The organism is Bradyrhizobium genosp. A (assembly GCF_049949275.1).
Taxonomy (GTDB): domain Bacteria; phylum Pseudomonadota; class Alphaproteobacteria; order Rhizobiales; family Xanthobacteraceae; genus Bradyrhizobium.
The window spans coordinates 1170001-1195247 of the sequence record NZ_CP188196.1 but is presented as its reverse complement, the minus strand read 5'-3'; the positions used below and the strand labels follow the sequence as shown (position 1 = coordinate 1195247).

The following is a 25247-nucleotide window of genomic DNA, read 5'->3' as shown; positions in this document are numbered from 1 at the left end:
ATGCCCTTCGCTTACGCCGCGTTCTTCTTGCGCATGCGGTCGATCAGCTGGTCTTCCCAATAGGACAGGCTGCCGAGCCCGAGCGCCATGGCGTTGGCGCGGCGGTAGTACATGTGGCAGTCGAACTCCCAGGTGAAACCCATGCCGCCGTGAACCTGGATGTTGTTCTTGGCGCAGTGCTGGAACGCCTGCGTCGCGCTGATGCGCGCGGCCGCGGCGGCTTCCGGCAGCTCCGCCGCGTTGGTCGAAAGCGCCCAGGCGCCGTAAAAGCTATTGGAGCGTGCCAGCGTCGCCGAGACATACATGTCGGCCAGCATGTGCTTGACCGCCTGGAATGAGCCGATCTGGCGGCCGAAAGCGATACGGTCGAGCGCGTAGTCGCGGCCCATCTCCAGCGCGCGGTCGGAACCCCCGACCTGCTCGAAGGCGCAAAGCACCGCGGCGCGGTCGAGCACCTGGGTCAAAATGCTCCAGCCGTCGCCAGCGGCCCCGAGCGGCTCAGCCTTGCAGTCCTTGAAAGTGATCTCGGCCTGCCCACGGGTCGGATCGAGATTGGTGAGGCTTTTGACCTCCACGCCGCCGGCCTTGAGATCGACCAGGAACAGCGAGATGTCGCCCTCGCGACCGCTAGAGCCCGTGCGTGCGGCGACCACCGCGAAGTCAGCGATCGCACCGTCAGCCACCGGCTTCTTGACGCCATTGAGCACGCCATTCGCAGCCGCCAGCTTGACGTTCTTCGGCGACGGATTGCCCTTGCCCTCGAACAACGCGAGCGTGCCGATCGCCTCGCCCGAGGCGATCGCCGGCAACCACTTCTTCTTCTGCGCGTCGCTGCCGGCTGTCAGCAGCGCTTCGGCGGCAAGATACACCGTTGAAGAGAACGGCACCGGCGCATTCGCCCGGCCCATCTCCTCCGCAATCACGCAGAGCTCGAGATGGCCGGCTCCGGCGCCACCGAACTCCTCGGGGATGGCAACGCCGAGAAAGCCCATCTCGGCGAGGCCCTTCCACAGCTCCTTGTCGTAGGGCGCCTTGCCGTCAAGCACGACGCGCACTGCCTTGGGCGAGCATTTTTCGGCGAGGAATTTGCGCGCCTGGTCGCGCAGCTGTTTCTGGTCGTCAGAGAAATCAAAGTTCATGGCGCGTACCCGTGTTGAATGATGTCGACTATTTGAGAATGATGACGTCCTGGTCAGGCTTATCCGCATAGAGCCGGTCGACCAGCGCAGCGCGGCGTTCCAGGCCAGCGCGCTGGTTGATGTAGCCCTTGTCGGTGAGCTCGTTGCCGTCGATCGAGGGCGGCTCGGCCATCAGCATCGCGCGCGCGATCACGCGGCTGCTGGCGCCTCGACATTCCGTGTTGTGTGCTTCGAGCCCGCGCCTGAAGCAGGCGATCACCTCAGGATGCCTTACGGCATCCTCGAAGCTTAGCTCGGCATTGCCCACGAGCTGGCGGCAGGCGTGCAGATTAGGCCAGGCAAGCAGGCCGATCGAGCATTGATCTTGCCCAGCAACCAGCGCGTCATGCACCACAGGTGTTGCGGCGGCGATCGCATCGGTGCGGAGCGAGCCGACATGCACAAAGGTGCCGGTGGTCAGCTTGAAGTCCTCGACCACGCGCCCGGCAAAGATGATGCCCTTCACCGGATCGGCATCGTCGACCAAAATTCCGGCATCGCCGATGCAATAAAAGCCTTCCTCGTCGAACATCTTCCTGGTGAGATCGGGCTGACCGAAATAGCCGGGCGTGACGTTGACGCCGCGCAGGCGCAATTCATATTTCGAGCCGCACGGCACCATCTTCAATTCGACGCCGGGGAACGGCAGGCCGATCAGGCCGACGCGCTCGGTGTCCCAATAGGTGCCGGTCGAGGTCGGCGCGGTCTCGGTCGAGCCCCAACCGGTGTAGAACACAATGCGCTCGCCGGTGGTCTTCACGGCCAGAGCCTGCATGCGGTCGTAGAGATCATCAGGCAGCCGCGCCCCGCCATAGGCCATGATCGACAGGTTCTTGAAGAACGAGCGGCAGAGCGCGTCGTCCTTCTCCATCGCCGCCGCAAGCGCGGCGTAGCCGGCCGGCACGTTGGCGTAATAGGTCGGCGAGATCTCGCGCAGGTTCTTGATGGTCTCTTCAAGCTGCCCCGGCATCGGCCGGCCGTCGTCGATATAGAGCGTGCCGCCATCCACCAGCACCGGGTGGAATGCGGCATTGCCGCCCATGGTGTGATTCCACGGCATCCAGTCCAGCACGGTGGCGAGCGGACCGCCCGGCGTGCGCGGCCGCACCTGCATCATCATCGCTGCATTGGCGCACATCATCTCTTGCGTGTTGATGACGGCCTTGGGCATGCCGGTCGAGCCTGACGTGAACAGCAGCTTGCCGACGGTCTCGGGCGTGATCTTCGTGATCGATGCGTCGACATCAGGCGTCACCGGCGTGGCTGCGAGCTCGGCAAAGCTGACGCTCTTGATGCCGTCGCATGGCCGCACGACGTGAACGACAGTGACGCCGGTGAGATCGAGCGCTTTCAGCGCCTTCTCGAAGGTCGGGCCATCCTGCACCATCACCATGGCCGGCTTGATCAGGTCGAACAGGTATTTCAGTTTGACGTGATCATGGCTCATCAGCGAGTAGGCCGGCGACACGGGAGCAGCCGGCGAACGCGCCTGCATCGCGGCTTGCGTCATCAGTGCGTGCTCGATCGAATTGCCGGAGAGGATCGCCACCGGGCGTCCGTCAAGCCTGAGATTGAGCAGCGCCTGCGTCAGCGCATCGACGGTGCGCTTCGCTTCACCATACGACACCTTGCGCCATTCGCGGTTCGGGCCACCACGCTGCGCGAGCCAGGTGCGCTCCGGCGCTTCCTTTGCCCATTTCGCCAGCGAGGCCGGAAGATGTTTTTCGTAAGCCTGTAGCGGAATGCGCGACTTCAGCACCACCGTGCCGTCAGCGCGCCGTTCGACATCGATGTCGCGCGCGAGCCACTCGACCTTGCGAAAGGCGGGCTTCGCCATCACCGCCGCCGCGCTTCCACTCATTTTGCGTCTCCCGGAATTATTGTCCTTGGCGGATCTTTGTCGTTCAGCGCTTGATATAGACAGGCTTTCGCTTCTCAAGGAAGGCCCTGATGCCCTCCGAAAATTCCTCGGAGCGGCTGCACAGTTGTCATGCTCGATCAGCAGCGGTTGGGACATTAGGCACCCCTGCTCGCCGCAGATCGCGGTGCCGATTGCTGCGCCCTCTCCCCTTGTGGGAGAGGGCATGATCGCTGTTCGCCCTGTACTCGCTTGGGTGAGGGGTCTGTCTCCGCAGAGAGAACCCCTCATCCGGCGCGCTACGCGCGCCACCTTCTCCCACAAGGGGAAAAGGGAAGAGGCGCCTACCGCGGGGCCATACGGATGGCGCCGTCGAGGCGGATGGTCTCGCCGTTGAGCATGGCGTTCTCGACGATGTGCACGGCGAGCGCGCCGTATTCCTTGGCATCGCCGAGACGCGAGGGATGCGGTACCTGGGCCCCTAAGCTCTTGCGCGCTTCCTCGTTCAGACCCATCAGCAGCGGCGTGAAGAACAGGCCGGGCGCGATGGTGTTGACGCGGATTTTCTGGCTGGCGAGATCGCGCGCGGCCGGCAGGGTCAGGCCGACAACGCCGCCCTTCGATGCCGAATAGGCGATCTGGCCGATCTGGCCTTCGTAGGCGGCAACCGAGGCCGTGTTGATGATGACGCCGCGCTCTTCGCCCACCGGCTCGATCGTGACGAGGCGCTCGGCGAACAGACGCAGGCAATTGAACGTGCCGATCAAATTGACGTTGATGATGCGCGCGAACTTCTCCAGCGGATAGACGCCGTCGCGGCCGACGATACGCTGCGAGCCGCCGATGCCGGCGCAGTTCATCAACACGCGGGCGACGCCATGCGCGGCTTCCGCCTTGGCGATCGCGGCCTTGATCTGCTCCTCGCTGGTGACGTCGGCATGGAGCGCGACGCCCTTCACCTCGGCGGCGACCTTCTCGGCGTTGTCCTTGTTCTGATCGATCACGCCGATCTTGGCTCCCTTGGCGGCCATGGCGCGTGCGGTTGCTTCGCCGAGACCCGAACCACCACCGGTGATGAGAACGGCTACGTCTTTCAACTCCATGATAGGTTACCTTTCCTTGGACGTTTCTTCTCTAGACTTGAAAGTATTGGCCGGATTATCCGGCCGCGGCAGCTTCCTCGGCTTGCGTAAGGATGCCGCCGCAGATCAGCGTTTCCATGTGCTTGATATATTGCCGGCAGACGTCATCGGTGACCGGGCCGACGCCGGTCGCGCGAGACATCGCGTGCCGGCCGAAGAACAAATGATCGCAGGCGCCGATCAGGCTGGTGTAGAACAGCACCGGATCGGTTTGGCGGAATTCGCCGCGGCTGACGCCCTCAGTGAGCAGGCGGCGATGAAAGTCGAGCAGCGGCGCGACGAAGAACTTTGAGACTTCATCGGCAGAGCCCGCGACGCTCTCGTGCAGGAGATAATGGATCAGCCGGTTCATGTAGGGGAACCGGTGATAGGCGCGGATGATGCCGGCGATATGCAGCTTCAGCTTCGCCGTCGACGTGATCTGCTGCGCCAGCAGATATTCGAGATTGGACATTTCGGTCGCAGCATCCCGCGCGAGCAGCGCCAGCAGCAGGCCGTCCTTGTTGCCGAAATGATATTTGACCAGCGCGGCGTTGGCGCCCGACTTCTGGGCGATGTCGGAGAGCGATATCTCGATCGAGGAGCGTTCGATCATCAGCTCGCTCGCGGCCACCAGCAATCTCTCTGCCGTGGAATTCTTTCCGCTGGGGAGCCTGTTCGGTACGCTGGTAGTCACGGAGATCCCTGTTTTGGCCGTTGAGGCGGGGCGCAGATAAGCCGAAGCAGCGCCTCATCACAAGAGTTAATTGAACGATTGACTAAACGATATCCCGCCCCTTAAATCCACCCCGACAACCCAACCCTATCAAGAACAATCATGGGAGAGACCGAAATGGCCGAGGCTTATATCGTCGCCGCTGCGCGTACCGCGGGCGGGCGCAAGGGGGGCCGCCTCGCCGGCTGGCATCCGGCCGATCTCGCCGCAAAAGTCCTGGACGAGCTGGTCGATCGCACCAAGGTCGATCCTGCGCTGGTCGAGGACGTGATCATGGGCTGCGTGATGCAGGTCGGCGAGCAATCCAACAACGTCGCGCGCAACGCGATCATGGCCTCGAAGCTGCCGGAGAGCGTGCCCGGCACCTCGATCGACCGTCAGTGCGGCTCATCGCAGCAGGCACTGCACTTTGCAGCGCAGGCCGTGATGTCCGGCACGATGGACGTGGTGATCGCGGCCGGCGTGGAATCCATGACGCGCGTGCCGATGGGCCTGTCCTCGCAGCTCGCCGCCAAGAATGGCTTTGGCCACTATAAGAGCCCGGGCATCGAGGCGAAGTATCCGAACATCGTGTTCAGCCAGTTCACCGGCGCGGAGATGATGGCCGAGAAGTACGGCCTGTCGAAGGACGACCTCGACGAATATTCCTACAACAGCCATCAGCGTGCGATTGCGGCCACCCAGGCCGGTCACTTCAAGAAGGAGATCGTGCCGCTCGAGATCACCCGCGCCGACAGCTCCAAGGACACCCATCACATCGACGAAGGTATCCGCTTCGACGCCACGCTCGAAGGCATCAAAGGCGTCAAGCTGATCGCCGAGAACGGCAAGCTCACCGCGGCGAGCGCCAGCCAGATCTGCGACGGCGCCTCCGGCGTGATGGTCGTCAACGAGCGCGGCCTCAAGCAGCTTGGCGTGAAGCCGCTCGCGCGCATCCACCACATGACCATGACCGGCGGCGATCCCGTCATCATGCTCGACGCTCCCCTGCACGCCACCAAGCGCGCGCTGGAGAAGGCCGGCATGAAGATCGACGACATCGACCTGTTCGAGGTCAACGAGGCCTTCGCCTCAGTGCCGACCGGCTGGCTGAAGACCACCGGCGCCGATCCTGGCAGGCTCAACGTCAATGGCGGCGCGATCGCGCTCGGCCATCCCCTCGGCGGCTCCGGCACCAAGCTGATGACGACGCTGGTCCACGCCCTGCACCAGCGCGGCAAGCGCTATGGCCTGCAAACCATGTGCGAAGGCGGCGGCATGGCCAACGTGACGATCGTGGAGCGACTGTAAGAAAGCAAAAGCGAGTCGTGAGTGGCGAGTAGCGAATGGCGAGTAGGTGAAGAGCGGGTTGCCCTTCTTCCCTATTCGCCACTCGCTGCTCGCCATTCGCGTTTTAAGGAAACGGCATGACCCATCCGTCCGTCTACGCCCGCGCCACGCCCGACAAGATTGCCTACCAGATGGCCGGGACCGGCAAGGCGATCACCTATCGCGAGCTCGACGCGCTCTCGAACCAGGGCGCGCAGCTCTTCCGCTCGCTCGGGCTCAAGGCCGGCGACCACATCGCGCTGCTGATGGAAAACCGGCTCGCGTTCATGGAGATCTGCTGGGCGGCGCAACGCAGCGGGCTCTATTACACCGCGATCAGCCGCTATCTGAAGCAGGACGAGATCGACTACATCATCGGCGATTGCGGCGCCAAGGTGGTGATCACGACGCCGAAATGCGCCGACCAGATCAAGGACCTGGTCAAGGGTGCGCCGGGCGGGCCGGTCTTCTACATGGTCGACGAGCCGCTGCCCGGCTTCCGCTCCTTTGACAAGGAAGCGGCGGCGCAGCCGACCACGCCGATTTCCGACGAGATCGCCGGCTACGACATGCTGTATTCGTCAGGCACCACCGGCCGGCCGAAGGGCATCAAGAAGGCTTTCGAGGGCAACGCCATCGACATGCCGAGCGCGTTTTTGCGCGTGCTCTGCGCCGACATGTGCGGCATGAACGCCGAAAGCACCTATCTCTCGCCGGCGCCGCTCTATCACGCGGCACCGCTACGCTTCAACATGATGGCGATCGTGCTCGGCGGCACCTCCATCATCATGGAGCATTTTGACGCCGAGGACTTTTTGAAGCTCGTCGAGAAGTATGAGGTCACGCAATCCCAGCTCGTGCCGACCATGTTCGTGCGCATGCTCAAGCTGCCGGACGAGGTCCGCGCAAAGTACAACGTCTCGACGCTGAAGGGCGCGATCCACGCCGCCGCGCCCTGTCCGGTCGACGTCAAAGCAAAGATGATCGAGTGGTGGGGACCGATCCTGATCGAGTACTACGCGGGCTCGGAAGGCAACGGCGTCACCGTCTGCAATTCGCAACAATGGCTGGAGCATCGCGGCAGCGTCGGCCGCGCCGTGGTCGGCAAGATCAAGATTCTGGACGAGAACGACGATGAGCAGCCGGTGGGTGAGATCGGCACGGTCTATTTCGCCGATGCGCCCGCCTTCACCTATCACAACGACCCTGAAAAAACGAAGAAGGCCTATAACGCCAAGGGATGGTCGACACTCGGCGATGTCGGCTATCTCGACAGGGACGGCTTCCTGTTTCTCACCGATCGCAAGTCCTACATGATCATCTCGGGCGGGGTGAACATCTACCCGCAGGAGACCGAGGACGTGCTCATCACTCACCCTGATATCGCCGACGTCGCGGTGTTCGGCGTGCCGAACGAGGAGATGGGCGAAGAGGTGAAGGCGGTTGTGCAGCCGCACGACATGACGCGCGCCAGCAAGGAGCTGGAGGCTGATTTGATCGCTTACTGCAAGACGCGTCTTTCCGCGATCAAGTGCCCGCGCTCGATCGATTTCGAGGCCGAGCTGCCGCGCACGCCGACCGGCAAGCTGGTGAAGCGGCATCTGCGCGACCGGTATTGGCCGAAGACGGCGGCAAAAATTTAAAGCATCAATCGAACAGGCTCGGCGTGTGGTTCACCAGCGCGCCTTCGATCTCGAGCATCTTCAGCTTGGTCACCACGCCGCCATTCGCCGAGAAGCCGCCGGGCTTGTTGCCGGCAGCTAACACGCGGTGGCAGGGCACGACGATCGGGCACGGGTTGTGCCCGAGCGCCTGGCCGACGTCACGCGACAGTTGGACGCCGCCAAGGCGCTTGGCAATATCGCCATAAGTCATGGTCTTGCCGGGCGGGATGGCGCGGGCGATCTCGTAGACGCCACGGTTGAAGTCGGGCACGCCGTCGAGATCGAGCGGGATGTCAGTGAGGTCGTCCGGCTCACCCGCGAGCAGCTTGACGATGCGGTCGATCGCCTGCTGCACCTCCGCGGTCGGCTCGGCCTCGGTGGCGTCGGCATGGCGCTGGCTGATGCGGGTGCGGATCTTTTCCTCGCCGCCCATGGGCAGTTGCGTGCCGTTGATGCCGCGCGGGCCCCAGGCGATGGCGCAGAGGCCGATCCTGGTGTCGAACAGGGCGAAATGCTGGTCGGTCATGGCTAGGTTCCTGGCTTGCGTCCTCGTCGCATGCCCCCATCGTGATCTCGGCCTAAATCTAGGCTTGGAAATAGTTGCGATCCACCCGGTTTCCGGGAATCTTGCACAGGAGTTCCGTCCCCTGCTCGCGAGCCCAGAATGCAAAGCCTCCACGTCAACGGATACGACATGCCCTATCTCGACGTAGGCGAAGACAGAGGCGGCCCTCCACTGGTCTGCGTGCATGGATCGCTCTCGGACTTCCGCGTCTGGGGCTGCGTGCTCGGGCCGCTGTCGCAGCGGCACCGGATGATCGTTGTCAGCCTGCGGCACTTCTTCCCGGCACAATGGGACGGCGTCGGCGACACCTATTCGATTGCCCAGCATGTCAGTGATGTCATCGCCTTCATTGAGAAGCTCGAGCTCGGCCCGGTCGATTTGATGGGACATTCCCGCGGCGGCCACATCTGCTTCCGCGTGGCGCAGCAGCGTTCCGATCTGCTCCGGCGGCTGATCCTCGCCGAGCCCGGCGGCGAGCTCGATGCGAGCCTCGATCCGGAGTATGCCGGCGGCCCCTCGCCGCTGCTCGCGCGGTTCTCGGCCGAGAAGATCGCAGCCGGCGATGTCGATGGCGGCCTCGCCGCCTTCGTCGACACGCTGGAAGGACCCGGCACCTGGCCGCGGCTGCCGGCGACGGTGAAGCAGAATTTGCGCGACAATGCCTATACCTTGATTGGCCAGGTCCGCGACAATCGCCCGCCGTTCTCGAAGACGGATGCGGAGCAGATCAAGATGCCGACGCTGTTCATCCTGGGCGCGCGGACCAAGGGCCTGCTGCCAAATGTGCTGCATGCGCTCGCCGCGCACGTGCCCTACTCCAGGACGGCGACCATCCCGAACGCGACGCATCCGATGTTCGAACAGGCGCCGCAAAAATTCTCCGAAGTGGTTCTCGATTTTCTGGCGAGCTGATCATGCAAAGCCTACACGTCAACGGTTACGACATGGCCTATCTCGAAGTGGGACGAGGCCATCCGCTGGTCTGCGTGCACGGCACGCTCGGGGATTTCCGCACCTGGTATTCGGTGCTCGGCCCGCTTTCGAGGAACCATCGGGTGATCTCGGTCAGCCTGCGGCACTTCTTTCCCGAGCATTGGAACGCCGTCGGCGACGATTACAAGATGGCGCAGCACGTCGCTGACACGATCGCGTTCATCGAGCAGGTCAAGCCCGGCCCGGTCGACCTGATGGGCCATTCGCGCGGCGGGCACATCGCGTTTCGTGTCGCGCAGGCGCGGCCTGATCTGTTGCGAAAGCTGGTACTGGCCGAACCGGGCGGCGATCTCGATGCCAGCCTGCCGGTGCCCGAAGGCACGCCCCCGCATCCGCCGCTCGCGGCGAAGACGATGCGCTGCGTCGAGATGATCCGCGCTGGCGACATCGAGGGCGCACTGCAGAACTTCTACGAGGGCATCGAGGGCGACGGCTCGTGGCGGCGCGTGCCGGCGGCTGCAAAACAGCAACTGCGCGACAACACGCTGACCTTCCTCGGCCAGATCAACGAGCAGCGCAGGCCCTACACGCTCGCGGATGCGCAGGCGATCAGGACGCCGACGCTGCTGATCGGCGGCGGCGCCACCACCGGCAACTTGTCGGTGATGTGGCGCGTGCTGGCCGCGCACATCGCGGGCGCGCAGATGGCGGTGATTGCGAATGCCGGTCACTGGATGTTCGAGCAGGCGCCGCTTGAGTTCGGCGAGCTCGTGAGCAGGTTCTTGACGGAGGAGTCGCAGCGCCCGTGACGACGCACCTTTCGTGAAAACAACCCCATGCACGGTAGCCAGCCCTAGCAATATCAATAGCTTAGCCGGCTCGAACCACAATGGTCAAAATGGTATCTAGGTAGTGCTTGACGCTCCCCAGCTCGTAGCTGTAGTTTCGAATACGGAATTCCGTATTCCCTTTTCGGAGCTGCCGGCGTGATCCCTCTCGACCCGCTCCCGAACCTGATCGACCAGGTCTATGACCGGATCCTGGAGGCGATCTCCGATCGCACGCTGCAACCCGGCCAGCGCATCCGGCAGAACGAGCTCGCCGACAAGCTCGGCGTGTCGCGCCAGCCGGTGTCGCATGCACTGCATCTGTTGCACCGGCAGGGGCTCGTCGCCGAGAGCGGCCGGCGCGGCTTTGAAGTCACCCAGCTCGATCCAGCGCGCATCCGCCAGCTCTACGAGGTGCGCGGCGCGATCGATGCGCTCGCGGCCCGGCTTGCCGCGACGCGTGCCGCAACCGACGCGGCGGGACGCACGCGGCTCGAAGCGGCGCTCGCCGCCGGACGCCGCATCGATCGCAAGACGACGCTCGCCGAGCTGATCGCGCTCGACGTCGAATTTCATCGCGCCATCTACCAGCTCGCCGGCAATCCCGTGATCGAGGAGACGATCACGCCGCAATGGCCGCATATGCGCCGCTCGATGGCGACCGTGCTGTCGGAGCTCGACTATCGCGGCAGCGCCTGGGCCGAGCATGCTGACATTGCCAAGCACATTCTCGCAGGCGACGCGAATGCGGCCGAACGCGCGGCGCTGGCGCATGCGCAGACGGCCGGACGGATGACTGAGGAGAGATTGAGGGCGACGGATGAGGTGGCGGCGTAGCGACACGCGCCGGCCACGACGAGAAAAAGAAAACAAACCAAGGAGGACGACCCATGAAACTGTCCGAGGCACAATTGGAGTTCTTCCACCGCGAGGGCTGGCTGTTCCTGCCTGAACTGTTCAGCCAGGAGGAGGTCGATTTCCTCGCGCGCGAGGCCGTCGGCATTTACGACGCCACCCGGCCGGAGGTCTGGCGCGAGAAGAGCGGCGCGCCACGCACGGCCTTTGCCGCACATCTCTATAACGAGGCCTTCGGTGTGCTCGGCGCACATCCGCGCATGATCGACCCCGTGGTGCAGCTGTTCGGCGAGCCCGTCTACATGCACCAGTTCAAGATCAACGCGAAATCGGCCTTCACCGGCGACGTCTGGCAATGGCACCAGGATTACGGCACCTGGAAGCGCGACGACGGCATGCCGGAGCCGCGTGCGATGAACATCGCGATCTTCCTCGACGAGGTGATGCCGATCAACGGTCCCTTGATGCTGGTGCCGCGCAGCCAGAACGCCGGCGATCTCCAAGCCTCGCATGACCTCTCCACCACGTCATATCCGTTGTGGACGCTCGACGAGGACACGGTGACGCGCCTCGTCAAACAGGGCGGCATCGTCGCGCCGACCGGCAAGCCCGGCGGCATGCTGATGTTCCACGGCAACCTCGTGCACGGCTCGAGCGGCAACATCACGCCCTACCCGCGCAAGATCGTGTACCTGACGCTGAACGCGGTCTCGAACTACATCCGCACCCCGACGCGGCCCGAGTACATCGCCCACCGCGATTTCGCACCGATCAAGACGGTGGACGACGATGCGCTGGTGCGGCTCGCCCGTGCGCCACGGCAGGCGGCGGAGTAAACAGGTCTCGTGCCCCGGACGCAGCGCAGCGTCTCTTCGACGATGCGCTGCAGAGCCGGGGCCCATGCTGTTCGGATAGTCTTTTTCTCTGGGTCCCGGCTCTGCGGAGCAGCGCTACGCGCTGCACCGCGTCCGGGACACGATACTTGATCGGGTAGCAACATGAACCTCTTCCGCCTCCTCCAGGCCCGCGCGTCCGCCGGCAAGCCTGTCCGTGTCGCGCTGATCGGCGCCGGCAAATTCGGCTCGATGTTTCTGGCACAGGTGCCGCACACGCCGGGCCTTGAGGTGCCCATCATCGTCGACATCGATCGCGAGCGCGCGCGCGAGGCCTGCCGCACCGTCGGCTGGAGCGCCGAGCGGGTCGCCGCGACCGTGTTCACCGATGACGGCGCGCGCGCCATCGCGGGCGGCGCCATGGATGTCGTGGTAGAGGCGACCGGCAATCCGGCCGTCGGCATCCGCCACGCGCGCGCCGCGATCGCGGCGGGCAAGCATATCGTGATGGTGAATGTCGAGGCCGACGTGCTGGCCGGTCCCCTGCTCGCCGAAGAGGCGCGGAAAGCAGGCGTGGTCTACTCACTCGCCTATGGCGACCAGCCGGCGCTGACCGCCGAAATGGTGGACTGGGCTCGCGCGACGGGTTTCCACGTCGTCGCCGCCGGCAAAGGGACAAAATATCTGCCGGCCTATCACGACGTGACGCCGGATGGTGTCTGGCAGCATTATGGTCTCACCGCGGGCGAAGCGCAGTCGGCCGGCATGAACCCGCAAATGTTCAACTCCTTCCTCGACGGCACCAAGTCCGCGATCGAGATGGCCGCGATTGCGAATGCGTGCGGGCTCGACGTGCCCGCGGGCGGCCTGCTGTTTCCGCCCTGCGGCGTCGATGATCTCCCGCACATCATGCGTCCCGGCGACAAGGGCGGCGTGCTGGAGCGATCCGGCGTGGTGGAAGTCGTGTCCTCGCTCGAACGCGACGGCCGGCCGGTGTTTCGTGACTTGCGATGGGGCGTCTATGTCGTGCTGGAGGCGCCGAACGATTACGCTGCGGATTGCTTCAAGCAATACGGCCTGAAGACCGATTCCAGCGGACGATTTGCTGCGATGTACAAGCCCTATCACCTGATCGGGCTCGAGCTGAACATCTCGGTGCTGTCGGCCGCACTGCGCGGCGAACCGACCGGCCAGCCTTACGGCTTCCGCGGCGACGTCGCGTCGATGGCCAAGCGCAACTTGCACGCCGGCGAGATGCTGGACGGCGAAGGCGGCTACACCGTGTGGGGCAAGCTGGTGCCGGCGGCCACGAGCTTGAAGGCGGGCGCCTTGCCGATTGGCCTCGCCCATCGGCTCAAGCTGAAGCACGACGTCGCCCATGGCAAGATCGTGCGCTGGAGCGATGTGGAGTTCGACGCCAACAACGAGACGGTCCAGACAAGGAAGGCGATGGAGGCGGCGTTCGCGAGGGAAGATTAAGCCGTGTACTCATGATCAAGATTCATCAGCACGTCTTGAGCGACGTCCGCTCGCCCGCGCTTTGCGGACTCAAACTGGGCATTGCCTCAGGTCAGCTCAGGGCCAACTCCGGACTCATGCGCCGCGCCGCTATTCGATCGCCTGGTGGACATTGGAGCGCTACTCGGGCAACCCCGCTTTGCGAAACCCCTCGATCATCAGCTTCGCATTTATTGATAGCCGGCTCCGAGCGATCCACGCCGATATTGTGAAAGCGGCGTCCAACTTGAGCACACCATCTGACGCTTCACGGGCTTCAGCGTTCCGTCCGAGATGGGCGAAAGCGGACGCGAGGCAGCGGTATGGTCCTAACGCCCCGCGACTTCGCTGAACTGCAAGCCTCGCGCGAGAAATGCAGCCATGTTGACGTTTATTTGGTGCGCGATCCGATGAACCTTTGCGAGATTTGCAGGACCCACAGTGAACAGTTTCACATTTTGCTTTCGGCGCCCGGGCTAAGGTGTGGGTATGGAATTCGCCCGAAGCAAAACCCTGCGGCGAAACACTTTTCTGATTATCAGGAAGCAAGACTGATACTTATAGTTGGAAATTCCGGAATTGAAGACTGACCGAAGTGATTCCAAGGGAGGTTTCCTATGGATTATTTTGCAGAGGATTCCGCACACGTTACCAATGCCTTTTCCCTGAACGAATCTGCTGCGAGCGATCCCGAAGACCGGATCACTCGCAAGCGTTGGGCGAATGGAGTGCTGGCCTTCTACGCCTGCTTGCTCCTGGCTGGTGCGACCGCGATTGGTGTCTACCAGAGCACGACCACGTCAGGCGGCTTGGAACAACATGCCACCTTGGGCACCGACGTTCGATCGAACCACTAACATCTGACGCATTGCACAAGCGAGGGGGCCATTCGCCCCCATCTCAACGCGCCCATCGAGCGCCAAACTCGAAGGATCCGGTCATGGCAACCATCGGCTATTCTCACACCGCGTCATCGGTGCAGGCGACAAGAGACTACGACGGATGGATCATTGCTAGTTATGCCCTCTTGGGAGCAATCGCGCTTGCCGCGCTCTATTTTGCGTCAGGCGGTCCGGGGAACGGCGAGGCTGCCCTTGCCGTGATGACGGCCATGCCTTGATTTGACGGCGCACGATGCGAGGGCTTCTCATTCTCCTTGTAGCGTTTTCGCTTATGTTGGCCGCACGAGGTCAGCATCAAACAGCTTTCGTGCCGGGCCCGACCGCATCTATGCCGCCGGTCAACGTGCCCTAGCTGGGTCGGCGTTCCACCTTTCGCCTGCCTGAAATAGCCACGGGCGGCGTTGCTCCGGCAAAATCACCGGTAACGACTAGTCCGGACAACCTACCGAAGTTTCACGGCTCTGTCCCTTGAGCGCCGGACATAAAGGCCCGTTTGGGGTCAAAACGCGACCGAAAGTCCTGTCCGCGATAGGTCCGATCTCCCGTCGAACTCGGACATCGGCCCATTCGGTCGGGACTTCTCAAAAGGGCCCAGGCGATTGCTCAACTCGCTGGCAACCATATGTCAAGGAAGGGCGAGCGGGTCCGCAGGAACAAGCATAGATTGCTGCTGCGTCTTTGGGTCAGGGAGGCTCAAGAATGTTACCCGCAGACTACGCATTTGGCCTGGCTCTTGCGGTCGTCGTCGCATTCAATCTTTACTTTGGTCCGCGTGTCGAGCGCGAACGCGTTGCGATGCAGTGGGGGGCGAAAAGGCGAGCCAACATGGTACGCTCCAAAATGGCTGGCGATGTGGGGAATGCTCGCTTTCATGTTGGCTGTACGGCTCTTTATTTGGCTCGCTTCGACTTATGCGCCGCAACGTGTGCACGGCGTTGAACTAGGCATAGTCATTTTCTCGGCCGTCGCCGCAGGTTCCCACCTCTTCGTGTTGATGAAGGCAAGAGCGGTACGCTGAACGAGGTTTTGCGAGTCGGCTAAGGGTCACAAGCAACGGTCAGGGCAAGCGCGGCACGGCTTCCGATCTGCCACCGGTAGCCTACCCCGCAACGGGGTCGGCCAAGGGAGCGAAATGAGTACAGCAACTAAAATCCGCTTGATCGGCTTAGCCGTGATTGAGTTAGTAATCGGGTGTATGTGGCTGTTCGGTACTGTTAACCCGGCGGTTTTCGCTGTGGTGACGATTGGTCTGCCCATCCTAGCTCTGACAGTTGCTCTGCCCATAGTGTTGCTGATCAGGTCCAATCGTTCTTCAACTCACAGCAGGCCACCTTCAAATCTAAACTAGGCCACTAGGGCCATTAGGGTCGGAAACAGGCCAGTACCGCCCGCCACATGGGAAAACCGCGATCCCGGGCGCATCAAGAACGTAGAGCAGGTCCGCTGTGGGTCAATCGCGTCGGCTTAGTGCTCGGATGCAAACTTCCGGTCCGCTCCTATGAACCGACGCTTGGCTACACCGCGTCAACGGAAGCGATCGGCCACAAGCCGTCATTCGACGCTAACGCGTCAGTCGATTTACGGCGGCGGAAATGCTGCGACCGAGCCGACAAGTTCGGTGCTGGCCGCTGGTTGATGGGATCGGGCGAAAATGAAACGAGATGTTATGGGTATATCCGCTTCGCCTCGACCATCCTGGCCGATTAGGATCAATCCGGCCCCGCCATTTGCCACATTCAGAATAATCGGCTCGCCGCTCCATGTCGTGATCGGATCCATTCCGATGATGAGAAATTCGCCGATAGGCTGGTCGAAATATTGGATACGCAATTGCGGGCCGACTTCGGCCGCGGCAAGTTCAAAGCCGAGCTGCTGGGCGCGTGCGTAAACGTTAGCCAAGGTCACGGTATCGGACCTGAACCCAAGCTGCGCTGGCGATAGATCGATAAGCTCCACATTCATCTTGTGAGAGCTAACGGTGAACGTAGGCCGAGCAAGGATTTCAGCGGCCTGACCACCGACATTGCAGCCATTCCTGTCGAGCTCGTTGCGCAACGTAAGCGAGTCGGCGAAGGTACCTACTGTAATCGTCTTCCATGTCGCAACGTCGCGGGCGGACCCGATAGGCTGTTGGGACGCTGGGGCCGAGCGCGTCTTGAGGTTCGGCCGGTTTTGCAAGACATCGCGGGCTGCGCATTGGGCTGACGCGGTGCTCGCGAAGGGAATGACGGTGGCGGACCAGAGTATCGAAGCCAAAAAGTATCGGCAAACTCGTCTTGCGCTTGAATGGTCATTGCCTGCCGCGCACGGGGCCCGGCTTCTGAAAGCAGACATGGCAAATAGCTTTTTCTAAAGCGTTGGACAAAAAAGCCCGCCTCCGAGTCAATGGGAAGAACGGAGGGAAATGACGTCCAATGAACATTCCCCGGCCGACTTTGAAATGCGTCCGGAGGCGGGGCTTATGGCTCAAGTATTCCAATTTCCAAGCAGGCGGCAGTCCGTAAGCCTGATAACCCACCCGCCCCATCAGCCCTAACGGGAATGATGTCATCGAATGGTAGCACCCAGAGCAAATCGGCTCAACAGCGAAGTCGACTCGGGGTCAAACTGCGAAGAACTCAGGATGAGCAAATCTGGTCCGCTCTGCCTCAATAAGCCGGACTTGCATGACACGAGCCGTGACTTCGCTGATTGGCCAGAAGCTGACTCGGCCGAGCTTAGACGAGCCGCCGAGGGGCTGGAACTTGACCTGTGAAATGATCGCGTTCTCCGCCAGTGGCATGATCCTTGGACTACGCGTTATGCCGCTGCTTGAAATATCGCAACGGCGCCTTTCATGGTTGGAGGGGCAGCCTCTTCTGGCGTAATCAGCACCTCAGCAGCGGATGCCGATGTCTGCGATGCCAAAATGATCGCGAGGACGGCGGCTCGGAGGACAATTTCGGACTTGCTCAACACCGGGTTCCCAAATCGCTTACTGTCAATTCATCAACGACGTCCGCCATCACCTATGATGGAGTAGGGCGCCCAAAACAGCGGGTGCGCGTAGGCGAACTCGGTTCTTCCGGCTGAATCAGTGTAACCTGGCCCATCGATCATTGACATCATCGCCTGCCGTAACGCTTCGCCACGCGCGAGTCTCTTGTCGTCCGACTGACGCTTGAACAAATCGGCGACGAGTTCGCGCGCCGACTGCGAATGGACTGACCAATTTGTCACGAGAAGCGCACGGGTCCCTGCGTAGAAGAAGGCGCGACCGAGGCCGGAAGTTGCTTCGGCACCAGCGCCGTCGCCCAAGCCGGTATTGCAAGCCGAGAGTACAACCCAATCGGCATCGAGTTTCAGCGCGAGAATTTCCTCCATCGTGAGGAGACCATCGCCGTCGCCGCCCCAAACGGTTGGTGCCGACAGCGCCAAGGCCGGCTGGTTCAAGCCATTGAGCTCGCCTGGCAGCAAGCCGTGAGTTGCAAACGCTAATACCTTGAACTTTGAAAGATTGGCCGTCTTCACCCTTGCCTCATTGGCGTCCGGCCCGAGAAAGAGCACTTTGGCGGGATCGGTCCGAAGCGCAAGCGCAATCGACTTGAGTTCGTCAGCCGTGTCTGGGAGGCGCGGCAATATTGCCAACTCAGCGCTGTCGACGCCGAGCTTGGGTGAGCTACGTCGTTTGAGCGGAAGTCCGCGCGTGGCAAGCGGCTCCGCGGCGCTATCGGACCTCTCAGCGAGTTTCGTCGCCTCCAGCTGCTCGGTCGAGAAGTAGGGATCACCAAAGGCAATCAGCTCACTGCGCTCCGGTTTGCCAGGCGGCAGGTTACGGAGGGTGCGAAAAGCGGACAGAGAGGGCACCATCGTCACGGCATGTGTTCGCGCGAGCCACGGCACATGCCTGTAGCTGGAAAATAGCACATCCTCGCTGGCGTCGATTTGAGCGGGTGCGGTAGGCAGCAGTGAAAGCGGTAAAAGGCCAAGGTCTCCGTTCGTCACCACAATTAAAGTCCTCGACCTTTTCCAGCCACTCTCAACCGGTCTTAGAAGCAGAGAGTAAAGTTGATAGCCGAGATCGACATCAAAGGGAGGAATATCGGAAATCAATGCCGCTTCAGTGTCCAACGCCCTTCGCAGCTGCCTTATCTTGCTCTTGATCTCCGCAGGTCCAACTGCGATGGGAGCAAAAGCGACGGGACCGGTCTTTGGTACGGCCCAGACAAAGCTTGCGTCGTCTCCGAAGTAGAACGACAACACCGCCTCGTCGTCGTGTAGCGCCTCCTGAATCTGATCGATGCTCGGCGGCTTCGGATTTACTAGATCGGCGTATGACGGAAAGCGCTCCTTGATCTCGGTACGAGCTGCGTCGCGATCGGAACGCAATTGTGCAATCGATTTTTCAACGTTGTGAAGCACATGCTCATCCCGCTGGCTGGATGGCACACTCAAGAGGTTGTTGAGCAAGCCGAGCTGAGCTCGTGCCTGTTTGCTGAGGTCTTGCTCACTGCGCACAAGCTTGGCGAGCGCTGGATCCGTCGCAGCCGCCCGCGCACTTGATTCTGCAAATGCTCTCTGTACGGCGCGGCCACGGATCGCGTCAGCCCAGGCAAACGTCCGAGCTGCAAGGTCGTCCTGCGCGACGGGCGTTCTTGCCATCAGCATAAGATAGTTTTCAACGATCAACTTAAGACGCGACTGGGCCTCGGCCCTGACCTCGTCATCCCCATCGGCAGCATTCTCTTGCACGGTAGCCAGCAAGACTGGCAATGCAATTCTGAATTCGCGGATAGCTTCGGGGTCTTTGCCCGCGCGCATCAACGCAATCCCGTAGAATCCACGAGCGGAAGCGCTGTCGTAATGACCTTCACCGACCCGTGCGACCTTATGGTCAACCAGCGCCTGAGCAGCGGTCAAAGCTTCCTCAACTCGGCCAACCGCCAACAGTGCATGGAGCCGCGAGACCTTCGACAGCAGGACTTCACGCTGCCTCGGCTCCCATTTCGCGGTTGCTTCTTGGAGCCTGTCGAACGCCTCGTTTGCTTCGGCGTACCTTTTCTCACCGGTCAAGATTACACCCAGTGAGGACAGGGCGACCGCGCTATTGAACTGATCGTCTCCGATACCGAGCGTCCGCTGGATATCAAGGCTTGTTCGCACCAGCTTTTCGGCTTCTGGAAAGCGACTTTGCAGTCTCAGAATGCCCGCTAGGCCCGTCACATATTTGGTTATCAGAGGATTGTATTTACCGTCGGCCTTGAGGCGAGAAAGCAACACAGTACGAGCGTCCAACTCGGCTTCTGCGAGCCGTCCCTGCCGCGATTTCATTTCGGCGATACTCAATAAAAAAGCGTCCGCTTGCCGTTGCTGCTCGGAAACCAGCGGCACATCTGGATTTGTCTCTTTGAGTTTCCTGAAAGCTTCTATTGATTTCAATCTCAGTTCGCGCGCTTCGACAAACGCACTCTCGGCATCGCTGAACCGGCCGCGTGCGGCAAATATGCGCGCTTGCATCAATGCGATGGAGCATTCCCACGACGCACCTCTGACAGCGTAGCCCCGCCAGCTACGCCGAGCCTCCTGGATGAGCGCGAGGCCTTTTTGAAGGTGCTCCTCAGCTTTTTCCATGTCTCCCATTCGGATCGCGACCCCGACCGCCGCATGGTGCAGAGGGAATAGATTGCCTGTCGTTTGAGGGTGACTAGCCTCGGCGATCAAACCTTCTATTGCAGCCAAGCCGTTTTTTAAGTCCCCGACTGAATCATAATAGCCTTGGTTGAGCATCCCAATTCGCATCGTGAGCATCTTGTTTCCCGCTTGTCCTGCGGCAAAAAGTGCTCGCTGACCATCGGCAAATGCTTCCGTCATCCGTCCCAAAATTTGTCTGGCCTCGGATCGCTCGTAATAGAATTGAGCCAAGGCATTCTCAGAAATATCACTCGCAGGTGTTGCATCGGCGGCAGATTTGATCTTTGCCAACAATATGGGATCAGGTTTCTCGCTGTCGAGAATAGCTGTGATGTCGGCGATCGATGGCGGCGGAGGAAGAAAGCCCGGGGAGGACGGAACCTCTGCTGAACTTTCTTTAATGATCTCGGTCGCGCCAATCGACGACGAGTTGCAGTCGTGCCTTTCGGCTGCGAGGTTAAAGTGGCATTTGTCAGCTTCTTGGCTGAACGCACCCGATGCAGCAAATGCCGATGAAAGGCTTAGCACGAACGCCAACATCGACCAGCTCTTCATTCGAAGTCCTCACCTTGCAGCCAGCTGCGCCATCCGCACAGAACAAGTAGCTCCGCAACATCAAGGCTGACGGTCGTAAATCAGATCGGACACGCCGATGACAGAAGCGTCTTTCAAGCTACTATTGACGGACAGGCACCAACGAAGATCATTCTTACAAAGAGGCCGAGTTCGCAGCCAGAGAAGCCTTGAACTTATGTCTTCGGTGAGCACGCGCGATAGCCAAATCGATGAATTATGTCACGACCGGAGATTGTCGTGAATGAGGTGGTGTCCATGATGTGATTGGCTACAAGATAACTTCGCAGTGCTCCATTATAGGAATTCAGCATGCTCTGGGTTGCCTTTTGGTCGCTGCCCGCGTGAAACAAAAGCTCAGCATTCGGATCGACGCACGCATTTCTGAGCCGCAGGAACATTGTACAAGCCGACTGGCAATGACCTTCAATTCGGAAGGGCTGACCCGTCTGCGAGGCTTGCTGACGATACTCCTTGAAATCCCTAATACGACCACCCATCCCGTAGCGGGAGGATGATTCCTGAGCAGGCGCGACATCCCAGCAATATGCTGTCGATGACATGATTAGTAGTACTAAGATCGTCAGATATCGATTGGTGCTGATTTTCTTCGCGACGTAATAGTTGAGCTTGCTCAGCATTAAAACTCCTTGCACTCGTGGAGCGAGTTGAAATTGTTGTGGTCGGAATGACAGGCATAATGGCCTGCGTCATGTTTGGGAGAGCGATCTGGTGAGAAAACGTTGGAACCCAATATTTTCCAGAACATAGTTTGATTAGATTATTGCGGTCAATATGGCCTAAACACGCTTTTCTGTCAGGTTCCAATTTGGAACCACCCTCGGTTCCCTTCTGTAGAGACTTGGCGGCGATCGCAATTACCGATCGACTGGTTTGCGCTATTCAGTGGTAAGCTGCCTGAACTCAAAGAGTTTTGGAATTCGTTCTTTCGTATGATCGTTGCTTCTGACCTTATGCCCAGCGCCGTCGAAGCAAGCTACGACAGCTTCCAACCAACTAATGTGGCAAGTTGCCTGCAATGTATCCCCTGCGCGTTCGTTGCGCCAGGTGATCGATGAGGTATAGGTTTGTAGTCCTGGGCCAGATTGTTACGGGCGTCGGACCGCAGGCTGCAGGGAGCCAAATCGGCCATCACCGACTTTACCGAAGATCGGCGCGTGTATCCGATCATTCGCCCAGTGCGAGTGTTTTCGCAATCTAAATTGTTCCTTGGTTATCGAGACCTTGGACGCGGGCCCACCGGCTGCAATGGCATACCGACGCGCGTCTGCTTCGGGTCACAAGTTGCCCTTGGCGGACTGCTTCCCCTTGGTCGGCTCACCTACCGGAAGCAGACGTTGCGGCTCTCCGAGCGTGGGTCAGCAAGGGGCCATGATCGGACCTAACGGTGCCGGGCGGCGAGAGGTGGAAGCTCGGCACGCGAAGACAGACAAACAAATCTTGTTCTTGTCGAGTTCCTTTGCTCTGCTGACATGCAGCAACTCGCATTCGTCATTTTGCAAGTAAGAAAGGAACAGCACACATGGCAGCCACACCAACGAGCGAGCCAATCTTTCATGCAATCGTTCCTCGCATCGCCGTGGGAAATGCTGAACAAACCCAAGCCTTTTATGGGCGAATTGGCTTTGCCTGCACACATCAGGAGGAGGGGTTTATGATCGTTGAACGAGATGGGGTGCAACTCCATCTCCACCCCTCTGATGAGCCTACCACTCGCCACGGGGCGTTCTGGATCAGAGTGAGCAATATCGAAGCCCTGTACGAGGAGTACCTGGCAGCCAATGTGATCACTTCGTCCAAGGTCAAGGCGCAGCCCTGGGGCTTCAAACAATTTCACATCTGTGATCCCTTTCGAAACATCTTTATTTTCGCCGAGAGTCTCACTGAAGAAGAGGGGAGTGCTGAACAAGCCAGGTAAGCAGAAAAGACTTTTCTCAGGAACTCGTGAAGCATCCTCATCGCCCTTTTGACCCCCATCATTGCCAAAAAGGCGTTCTGACGCGCAGGGAGCAGGTGCCGATGGCATTTGACATGCCATCGGCCGGGTACTGCTCACTATCCGCACTTGGTTCACCTGCTCGCACGCTAGCCGATCTTGCCGCGTCAAAAGCGTCCCTATCCGCGAGGATCAGGGGAGTCCGGGTTGGGTCACAAGCGGCGATCACGCTCGGGCCGAACCATGTCCGGTTCACTCCAGCGAGCAGACCTACGGGCGGACCATGCGGTCTTCGACAAGGGGGCCAACAGGCGATACGCCCAGCCGATAAGTCAGCTTTGAGCCAGCGACCGACCTTCAGGATCAAGAAGGCATCGAGGCGACGAGCCGTTCCAATCGGCCCCGCAGCTCCGCCTTGTCGAGTGCGTCCATCGCACCTCTGGCGGCGAGGAGATCGATCAGGCGATCGGCTTCGGGTTCTGCGAGAAGCGTCTTCAGGCGCTCATGCGTGAAGGCAACGAGCGCAGCGTCCGCCGGGACGAAACGCCGGCGCCCACCAGGCGCCTCGAGGCCGAGGAGGCCACGCCAGCCGATCGCATCGCCTGGGACAAGCCGTCGGACCGGCCGCGCGGGTGCCAAGGCCAGGAAACGGGCGCGCTCCTCGTCCACGTGGATGTGCGTGGAGACCGCGCGGTAAACGAGGAATGGATCTTCCGTCAGCACCGCATAACGGCTGGTCAAGGTCGCGGCCACAGGGCCCAGGAACGTGGCGGCCTGCCGCACGATCTCGGCTTCCGCCGATGCAGCGAGCCGCGTCTTGTGGAGCGAGTTTGCGGTGGGGCCGCTCAGGGATGCCAGCGCCTGCTCGATGTCGAACTCGCCGTCCAGCATGTCTTCCAAAACCATCCCTTCCGTGAGGATACCGGCAAGCTCGTCGGGAAGCACCTCGCCAGGACCGAAGCGCAGCACGCGGCCAAGCGCGACCAGCGCGGCAGGCACCGCCGGTGGTTTAAAGCGGAACGGACCAGGCGGATAAGGGCATGGCAGGTCGCCTTGCTCGGAGACGGAGGTCATGGGGATGCCGTGGCGGTCGAGCGCATACCATAGTCGGGTGAGCACGGCGGAGAAGATGCTGGTGAGCTCCGAGGGCCGCGACGTATAGATGCGCGCGCCGTAGCGAAACGCGCCTTGCTCGGGCTCGCTCCCCAAAATCAACGCCCTGGGTGCGGGATCCCTCAGGATGGCGGCATGAATCGTCCCCGTCTGGAGCGCGGCGCGCATGACGTCTTGCACCATGGTGGGCGGGTAGATCGCGGGAACGTGGAACGCCGTCGTATGATAGGTCGGAGTGCCGGCCTGGAACACCTCCACCTGGTTGGCCGAAAGGCCGCTGTTCGGCACCACAATGACACTCCCGTTGCTAGCGCGCAGGAAGATCGAGCGCCATGTGAGGCTTTCGATCGTCCCTTCAACGGGGCTGCGGCGCAGATAGTCACCGACACGGACCGGCCGGTCCAACTCGAGGGCGAGCCCCGAGAACAGGTTGCCCAGGGTCGATTGCAGCGCGAGGCCGATCACGATGGTGAGGACGGCGGAGGTGGCGATCAGGTGCGTGATGTTGAAGCCGAGCCCGTAGTAGAGCCAGACAAGGAGCGCCGCGATATAGACCACCACCTTGGTGATCACACGCACCAGATCGGTGGTCTTGTGTTGCTGCGATCGCTCTTCGCCGATCAGGAGACTCACAAGGAATTCGGCGAGACCGGCGGCGCTGATGGCGGTCAGAAACGTCGCAAGGTACCGCAGTGGTGCGACCCATTCCGCGTTGGGAGGCACTGTCACGAACACAAGCCAGGTCAGCGCTGTCAGAGCGACGACGAAGACGGTGAGTAGATAGCTCATTTGCTCCTCGCGCCCCGCTGCCGCCAAAGCGCGATGAGATTGGGATGAATCGTCATTGCGCTTTGGGTAGTTGTTTGAGCATGATGTTTCCGGAAAACCGCTTCACACTTTTCCGGATCATGCTTTAGCGCAGAAGCTGCTTGATCGCTTCGTCGAGGCTTCTTTTCAGGCGTGCGATGGATTGCGCCAGTTCGTGGAACTGGCCGTTCAAGGGTTTCTTGTCGACATCGCCGTGTGCGGCATCCCCAAAGCTGGTGGACCGGGTCGCTCTCGTTATGAACTCGAGGGGACCGGTCACATACAGCCGCAGCAGAAGCAGGAAAATCGCAAAGGTCAGCACGAAGACACTGGTCAGTGCGCCGAGAGTGACCCAAAGGGCCTTGTGGGCCTGGGCATTGGGACCTGCCACGGGAACTTCCACGAGCTGCATGCCGACGACATCATCCATCTTCCAGCCAAAGCCATTCTGGCCATAGTGGGCCACCAGCGACGCGGGGGCGACATCGGGCGTGCTGTGGCACTGCAGGCAATCAACGCTTGCCATCCTGATCGGACGGGCGATGTAGAAGTGGAGTTCGGATCCTGCGCCTGCTTCGCCGGACAATTCCTTGAGCTCCGCATTCTCCCGGAAGGCATGCAGCAGGCCCACCTCCCAATCGGTCGCACGGTCTTGGATCTTGGTGGGATTGAGGGACGCCTCGCGGTAGCGGTAATCAGGAAACTTCCGGCGCAATTCGGCGAGCGCCGTTTGGGCGCCGTAAGACGGCACAATTTGGGGGTGGAATTGGTCGAAACCAAGCTGCCGGATGAGCGGCGCGACTTGCTCGCTGGTGTAGGAGCGCATCACAACGCCCATCTCCAACAGCAC

20 protein-coding genes (1 of these 20 running past the window's edge) are annotated in these 25247 nt (G+C 61.0%); 10 read left to right on the top strand and 10 right to left on the bottom strand.

All coding sequences use genetic code 11. From position 1 onward, the window contains the following. Window positions 1–11: 11 nt before the first annotated feature. The 4 genes from ACP2YP_RS05415 to ACP2YP_RS05400 form a co-directional block, all read right to left on the bottom strand. Window positions 12–1139, bottom strand: coding sequence for an acyl-CoA dehydrogenase family protein (locus ACP2YP_RS05415; RefSeq protein WP_426422802.1), 1128 nt, complete (start codon window positions 1137–1139; stop codon window positions 12–14). 28 nt (window positions 1140–1167) lie between these two features. Beyond that, on the bottom strand, window positions 1168–3039 hold the full coding sequence (locus ACP2YP_RS05410) for an AMP-binding protein (RefSeq protein WP_426422801.1): 1872 nt from the start codon (window positions 3037–3039) through the stop codon (window positions 1168–1170). A gap of 341 nt (window positions 3040–3380) precedes the next feature. Then, window positions 3381–4139 carry an SDR family NAD(P)-dependent oxidoreductase gene (locus tag ACP2YP_RS05405; protein WP_097657345.1) on the bottom strand — a complete coding sequence of 253 codons (759 nt, stop codon included), beginning with the start codon at window positions 4137–4139 and terminating at the stop codon, window positions 3381–3383. A 55-nt stretch (window positions 4140–4194) separates the two neighbouring features. After that, entirely contained in the window at window positions 4195–4797 is a 603-nt protein-coding gene (locus ACP2YP_RS05400; protein WP_426426048.1) for a TetR family transcriptional regulator, read from the bottom strand. Between the two features lie 213 nt (window positions 4798–5010). Here ACP2YP_RS05400 and ACP2YP_RS05395 point away from each other — a divergent pair, with 213 nt between their 5' ends. Together ACP2YP_RS05395 and ACP2YP_RS05390 are read left to right on the top strand one after the other, a co-directional pair. Then, window positions 5011–6183: an acetyl-CoA C-acetyltransferase gene (locus tag ACP2YP_RS05395; protein WP_426422799.1), complete on the top strand. Its 1173-nt coding sequence runs from the start codon at window positions 5011–5013 to the stop codon at window positions 6181–6183. Between the two features lie 116 nt (window positions 6184–6299). Further along, complete coding sequence (locus tag ACP2YP_RS05390) at window positions 6300–7844, top strand: acyl-CoA synthetase (protein ID WP_426422797.1); 1545 nt, start codon at window positions 6300–6302, stop codon at window positions 7842–7844. 4 nt (window positions 7845–7848) lie between these two features. Here ACP2YP_RS05390 and ACP2YP_RS05385 read toward each other — a convergent pair whose 3' ends face one another. After that, the gene (locus ACP2YP_RS05385) at window positions 7849–8391 is read right to left on the bottom strand and encodes a methylated-DNA--[protein]-cysteine S-methyltransferase (protein WP_426422795.1); all 543 of its coding nucleotides are present in this window, start codon (window positions 8389–8391) and stop codon (window positions 7849–7851) included. Window positions 8392–8529: 138 nt separating this feature from the next. On the opposite strand from ACP2YP_RS05385, the gene ACP2YP_RS05380 reads away from it, so the two are divergent. The 7 genes from ACP2YP_RS05380 (at window position 8530) to ACP2YP_RS05350 (ending at window position 14495) form a co-directional block, all read left to right on the top strand. Then, a complete protein-coding gene (locus tag ACP2YP_RS05380; RefSeq protein ID WP_426422792.1) occupies window positions 8530–9342 on the top strand; it encodes an alpha/beta fold hydrolase in 813 nt (270 codons plus the stop codon). A 2-nt stretch (window positions 9343–9344) separates the two neighbouring features. Then, on the top strand, window positions 9345–10172 hold the full coding sequence (locus ACP2YP_RS05375; RefSeq protein ID WP_426422790.1) for an alpha/beta fold hydrolase: 828 nt from the start codon (window positions 9345–9347) through the stop codon (window positions 10170–10172). 177 nt (window positions 10173–10349) lie between these two features. Beyond that, entirely contained in the window at window positions 10350–11027 is a 678-nt protein-coding gene (locus ACP2YP_RS05370; protein ID WP_426422788.1) for a GntR family transcriptional regulator, read from the top strand. Between the two features lie 53 nt (window positions 11028–11080). Then, the gene (locus ACP2YP_RS05365; RefSeq protein WP_426422786.1) at window positions 11081–11881 is read left to right on the top strand and encodes a phytanoyl-CoA dioxygenase family protein; all 801 of its coding nucleotides are present in this window, start codon (window positions 11081–11083) and stop codon (window positions 11879–11881) included. A gap of 162 nt (window positions 11882–12043) precedes the next feature. Then, window positions 12044–13357 (top strand): NAD(P)H-dependent oxidoreductase, encoded by a 1314-nt coding sequence (locus tag ACP2YP_RS05360; RefSeq protein ID WP_426422784.1) that lies wholly within the window; start codon window positions 12044–12046, stop codon window positions 13355–13357. A 635-nt stretch (window positions 13358–13992) separates the two neighbouring features. Beyond that, window positions 13993–14232 carry a hypothetical protein gene (locus tag ACP2YP_RS05355; protein ID WP_426422782.1) on the top strand — a complete coding sequence of 80 codons (240 nt, stop codon included), beginning with the start codon at window positions 13993–13995 and terminating at the stop codon, window positions 14230–14232. Between the two features lie 83 nt (window positions 14233–14315). After that, window positions 14316–14495, top strand: a complete 180-nt coding sequence (locus tag ACP2YP_RS05350) for a hypothetical protein (RefSeq protein WP_426422780.1) — start codon at window positions 14316–14318, stop codon at window positions 14493–14495. A gap of 1360 nt (window positions 14496–15855) precedes the next feature. Here ACP2YP_RS05350 and ACP2YP_RS05345 read toward each other — a convergent pair. The 3 genes from ACP2YP_RS05345 to ACP2YP_RS05335 all read right to left on the bottom strand — a co-directional run bounded on the left by ACP2YP_RS05345 (window position 15856) and on the right by ACP2YP_RS05335 (window position 21161). Then, window positions 15856–16332: a hypothetical protein gene (locus ACP2YP_RS05345; RefSeq protein WP_426422778.1), complete on the bottom strand. Its 477-nt coding sequence runs from the start codon at window positions 16330–16332 to the stop codon at window positions 15856–15858. A gap of 933 nt (window positions 16333–17265) precedes the next feature. Further along, entirely contained in the window at window positions 17266–20502 is a 3237-nt protein-coding gene (locus tag ACP2YP_RS05340; RefSeq protein WP_426422776.1) for a CHAT domain-containing protein, read from the bottom strand. 194 nt (window positions 20503–20696) lie between these two features. Then, window positions 20697–21161: a hypothetical protein gene (locus tag ACP2YP_RS05335; protein ID WP_426422774.1), complete on the bottom strand. Its 465-nt coding sequence runs from the start codon at window positions 21159–21161 to the stop codon at window positions 20697–20699. Between the two features lie 902 nt (window positions 21162–22063). Here ACP2YP_RS05335 and ACP2YP_RS05330 point away from each other — a divergent pair. Beyond that, window positions 22064–22459, top strand: coding sequence for a bleomycin resistance protein (locus ACP2YP_RS05330; protein WP_426422772.1), 396 nt, complete (start codon window positions 22064–22066; stop codon window positions 22457–22459). Window positions 22460–22840: 381 nt separating this feature from the next. On the opposite strand, the gene ACP2YP_RS05325 is transcribed toward ACP2YP_RS05330, so the two are convergent. Both ACP2YP_RS05325 and ACP2YP_RS05320 read right to left on the bottom strand, forming a co-directional pair. Then, a complete protein-coding gene (locus ACP2YP_RS05325; RefSeq protein ID WP_426422771.1) occupies window positions 22841–24379 on the bottom strand; it encodes a mechanosensitive ion channel family protein in 1539 nt (512 codons plus the stop codon). A 124-nt stretch (window positions 24380–24503) separates the two neighbouring features. Continuing rightward, on the bottom strand, window positions 24504–25247 hold the 3' portion of the coding sequence (locus ACP2YP_RS05320; protein ID WP_426422769.1) for a c-type heme family protein. The gene runs 129 nt beyond the window's last position; 744 of the gene's 873 nt are visible here — the last part of the coding sequence; its start codon lies beyond the right edge, outside the window — the gene reads right to left on this strand; it ends in the stop codon at window positions 24504–24506.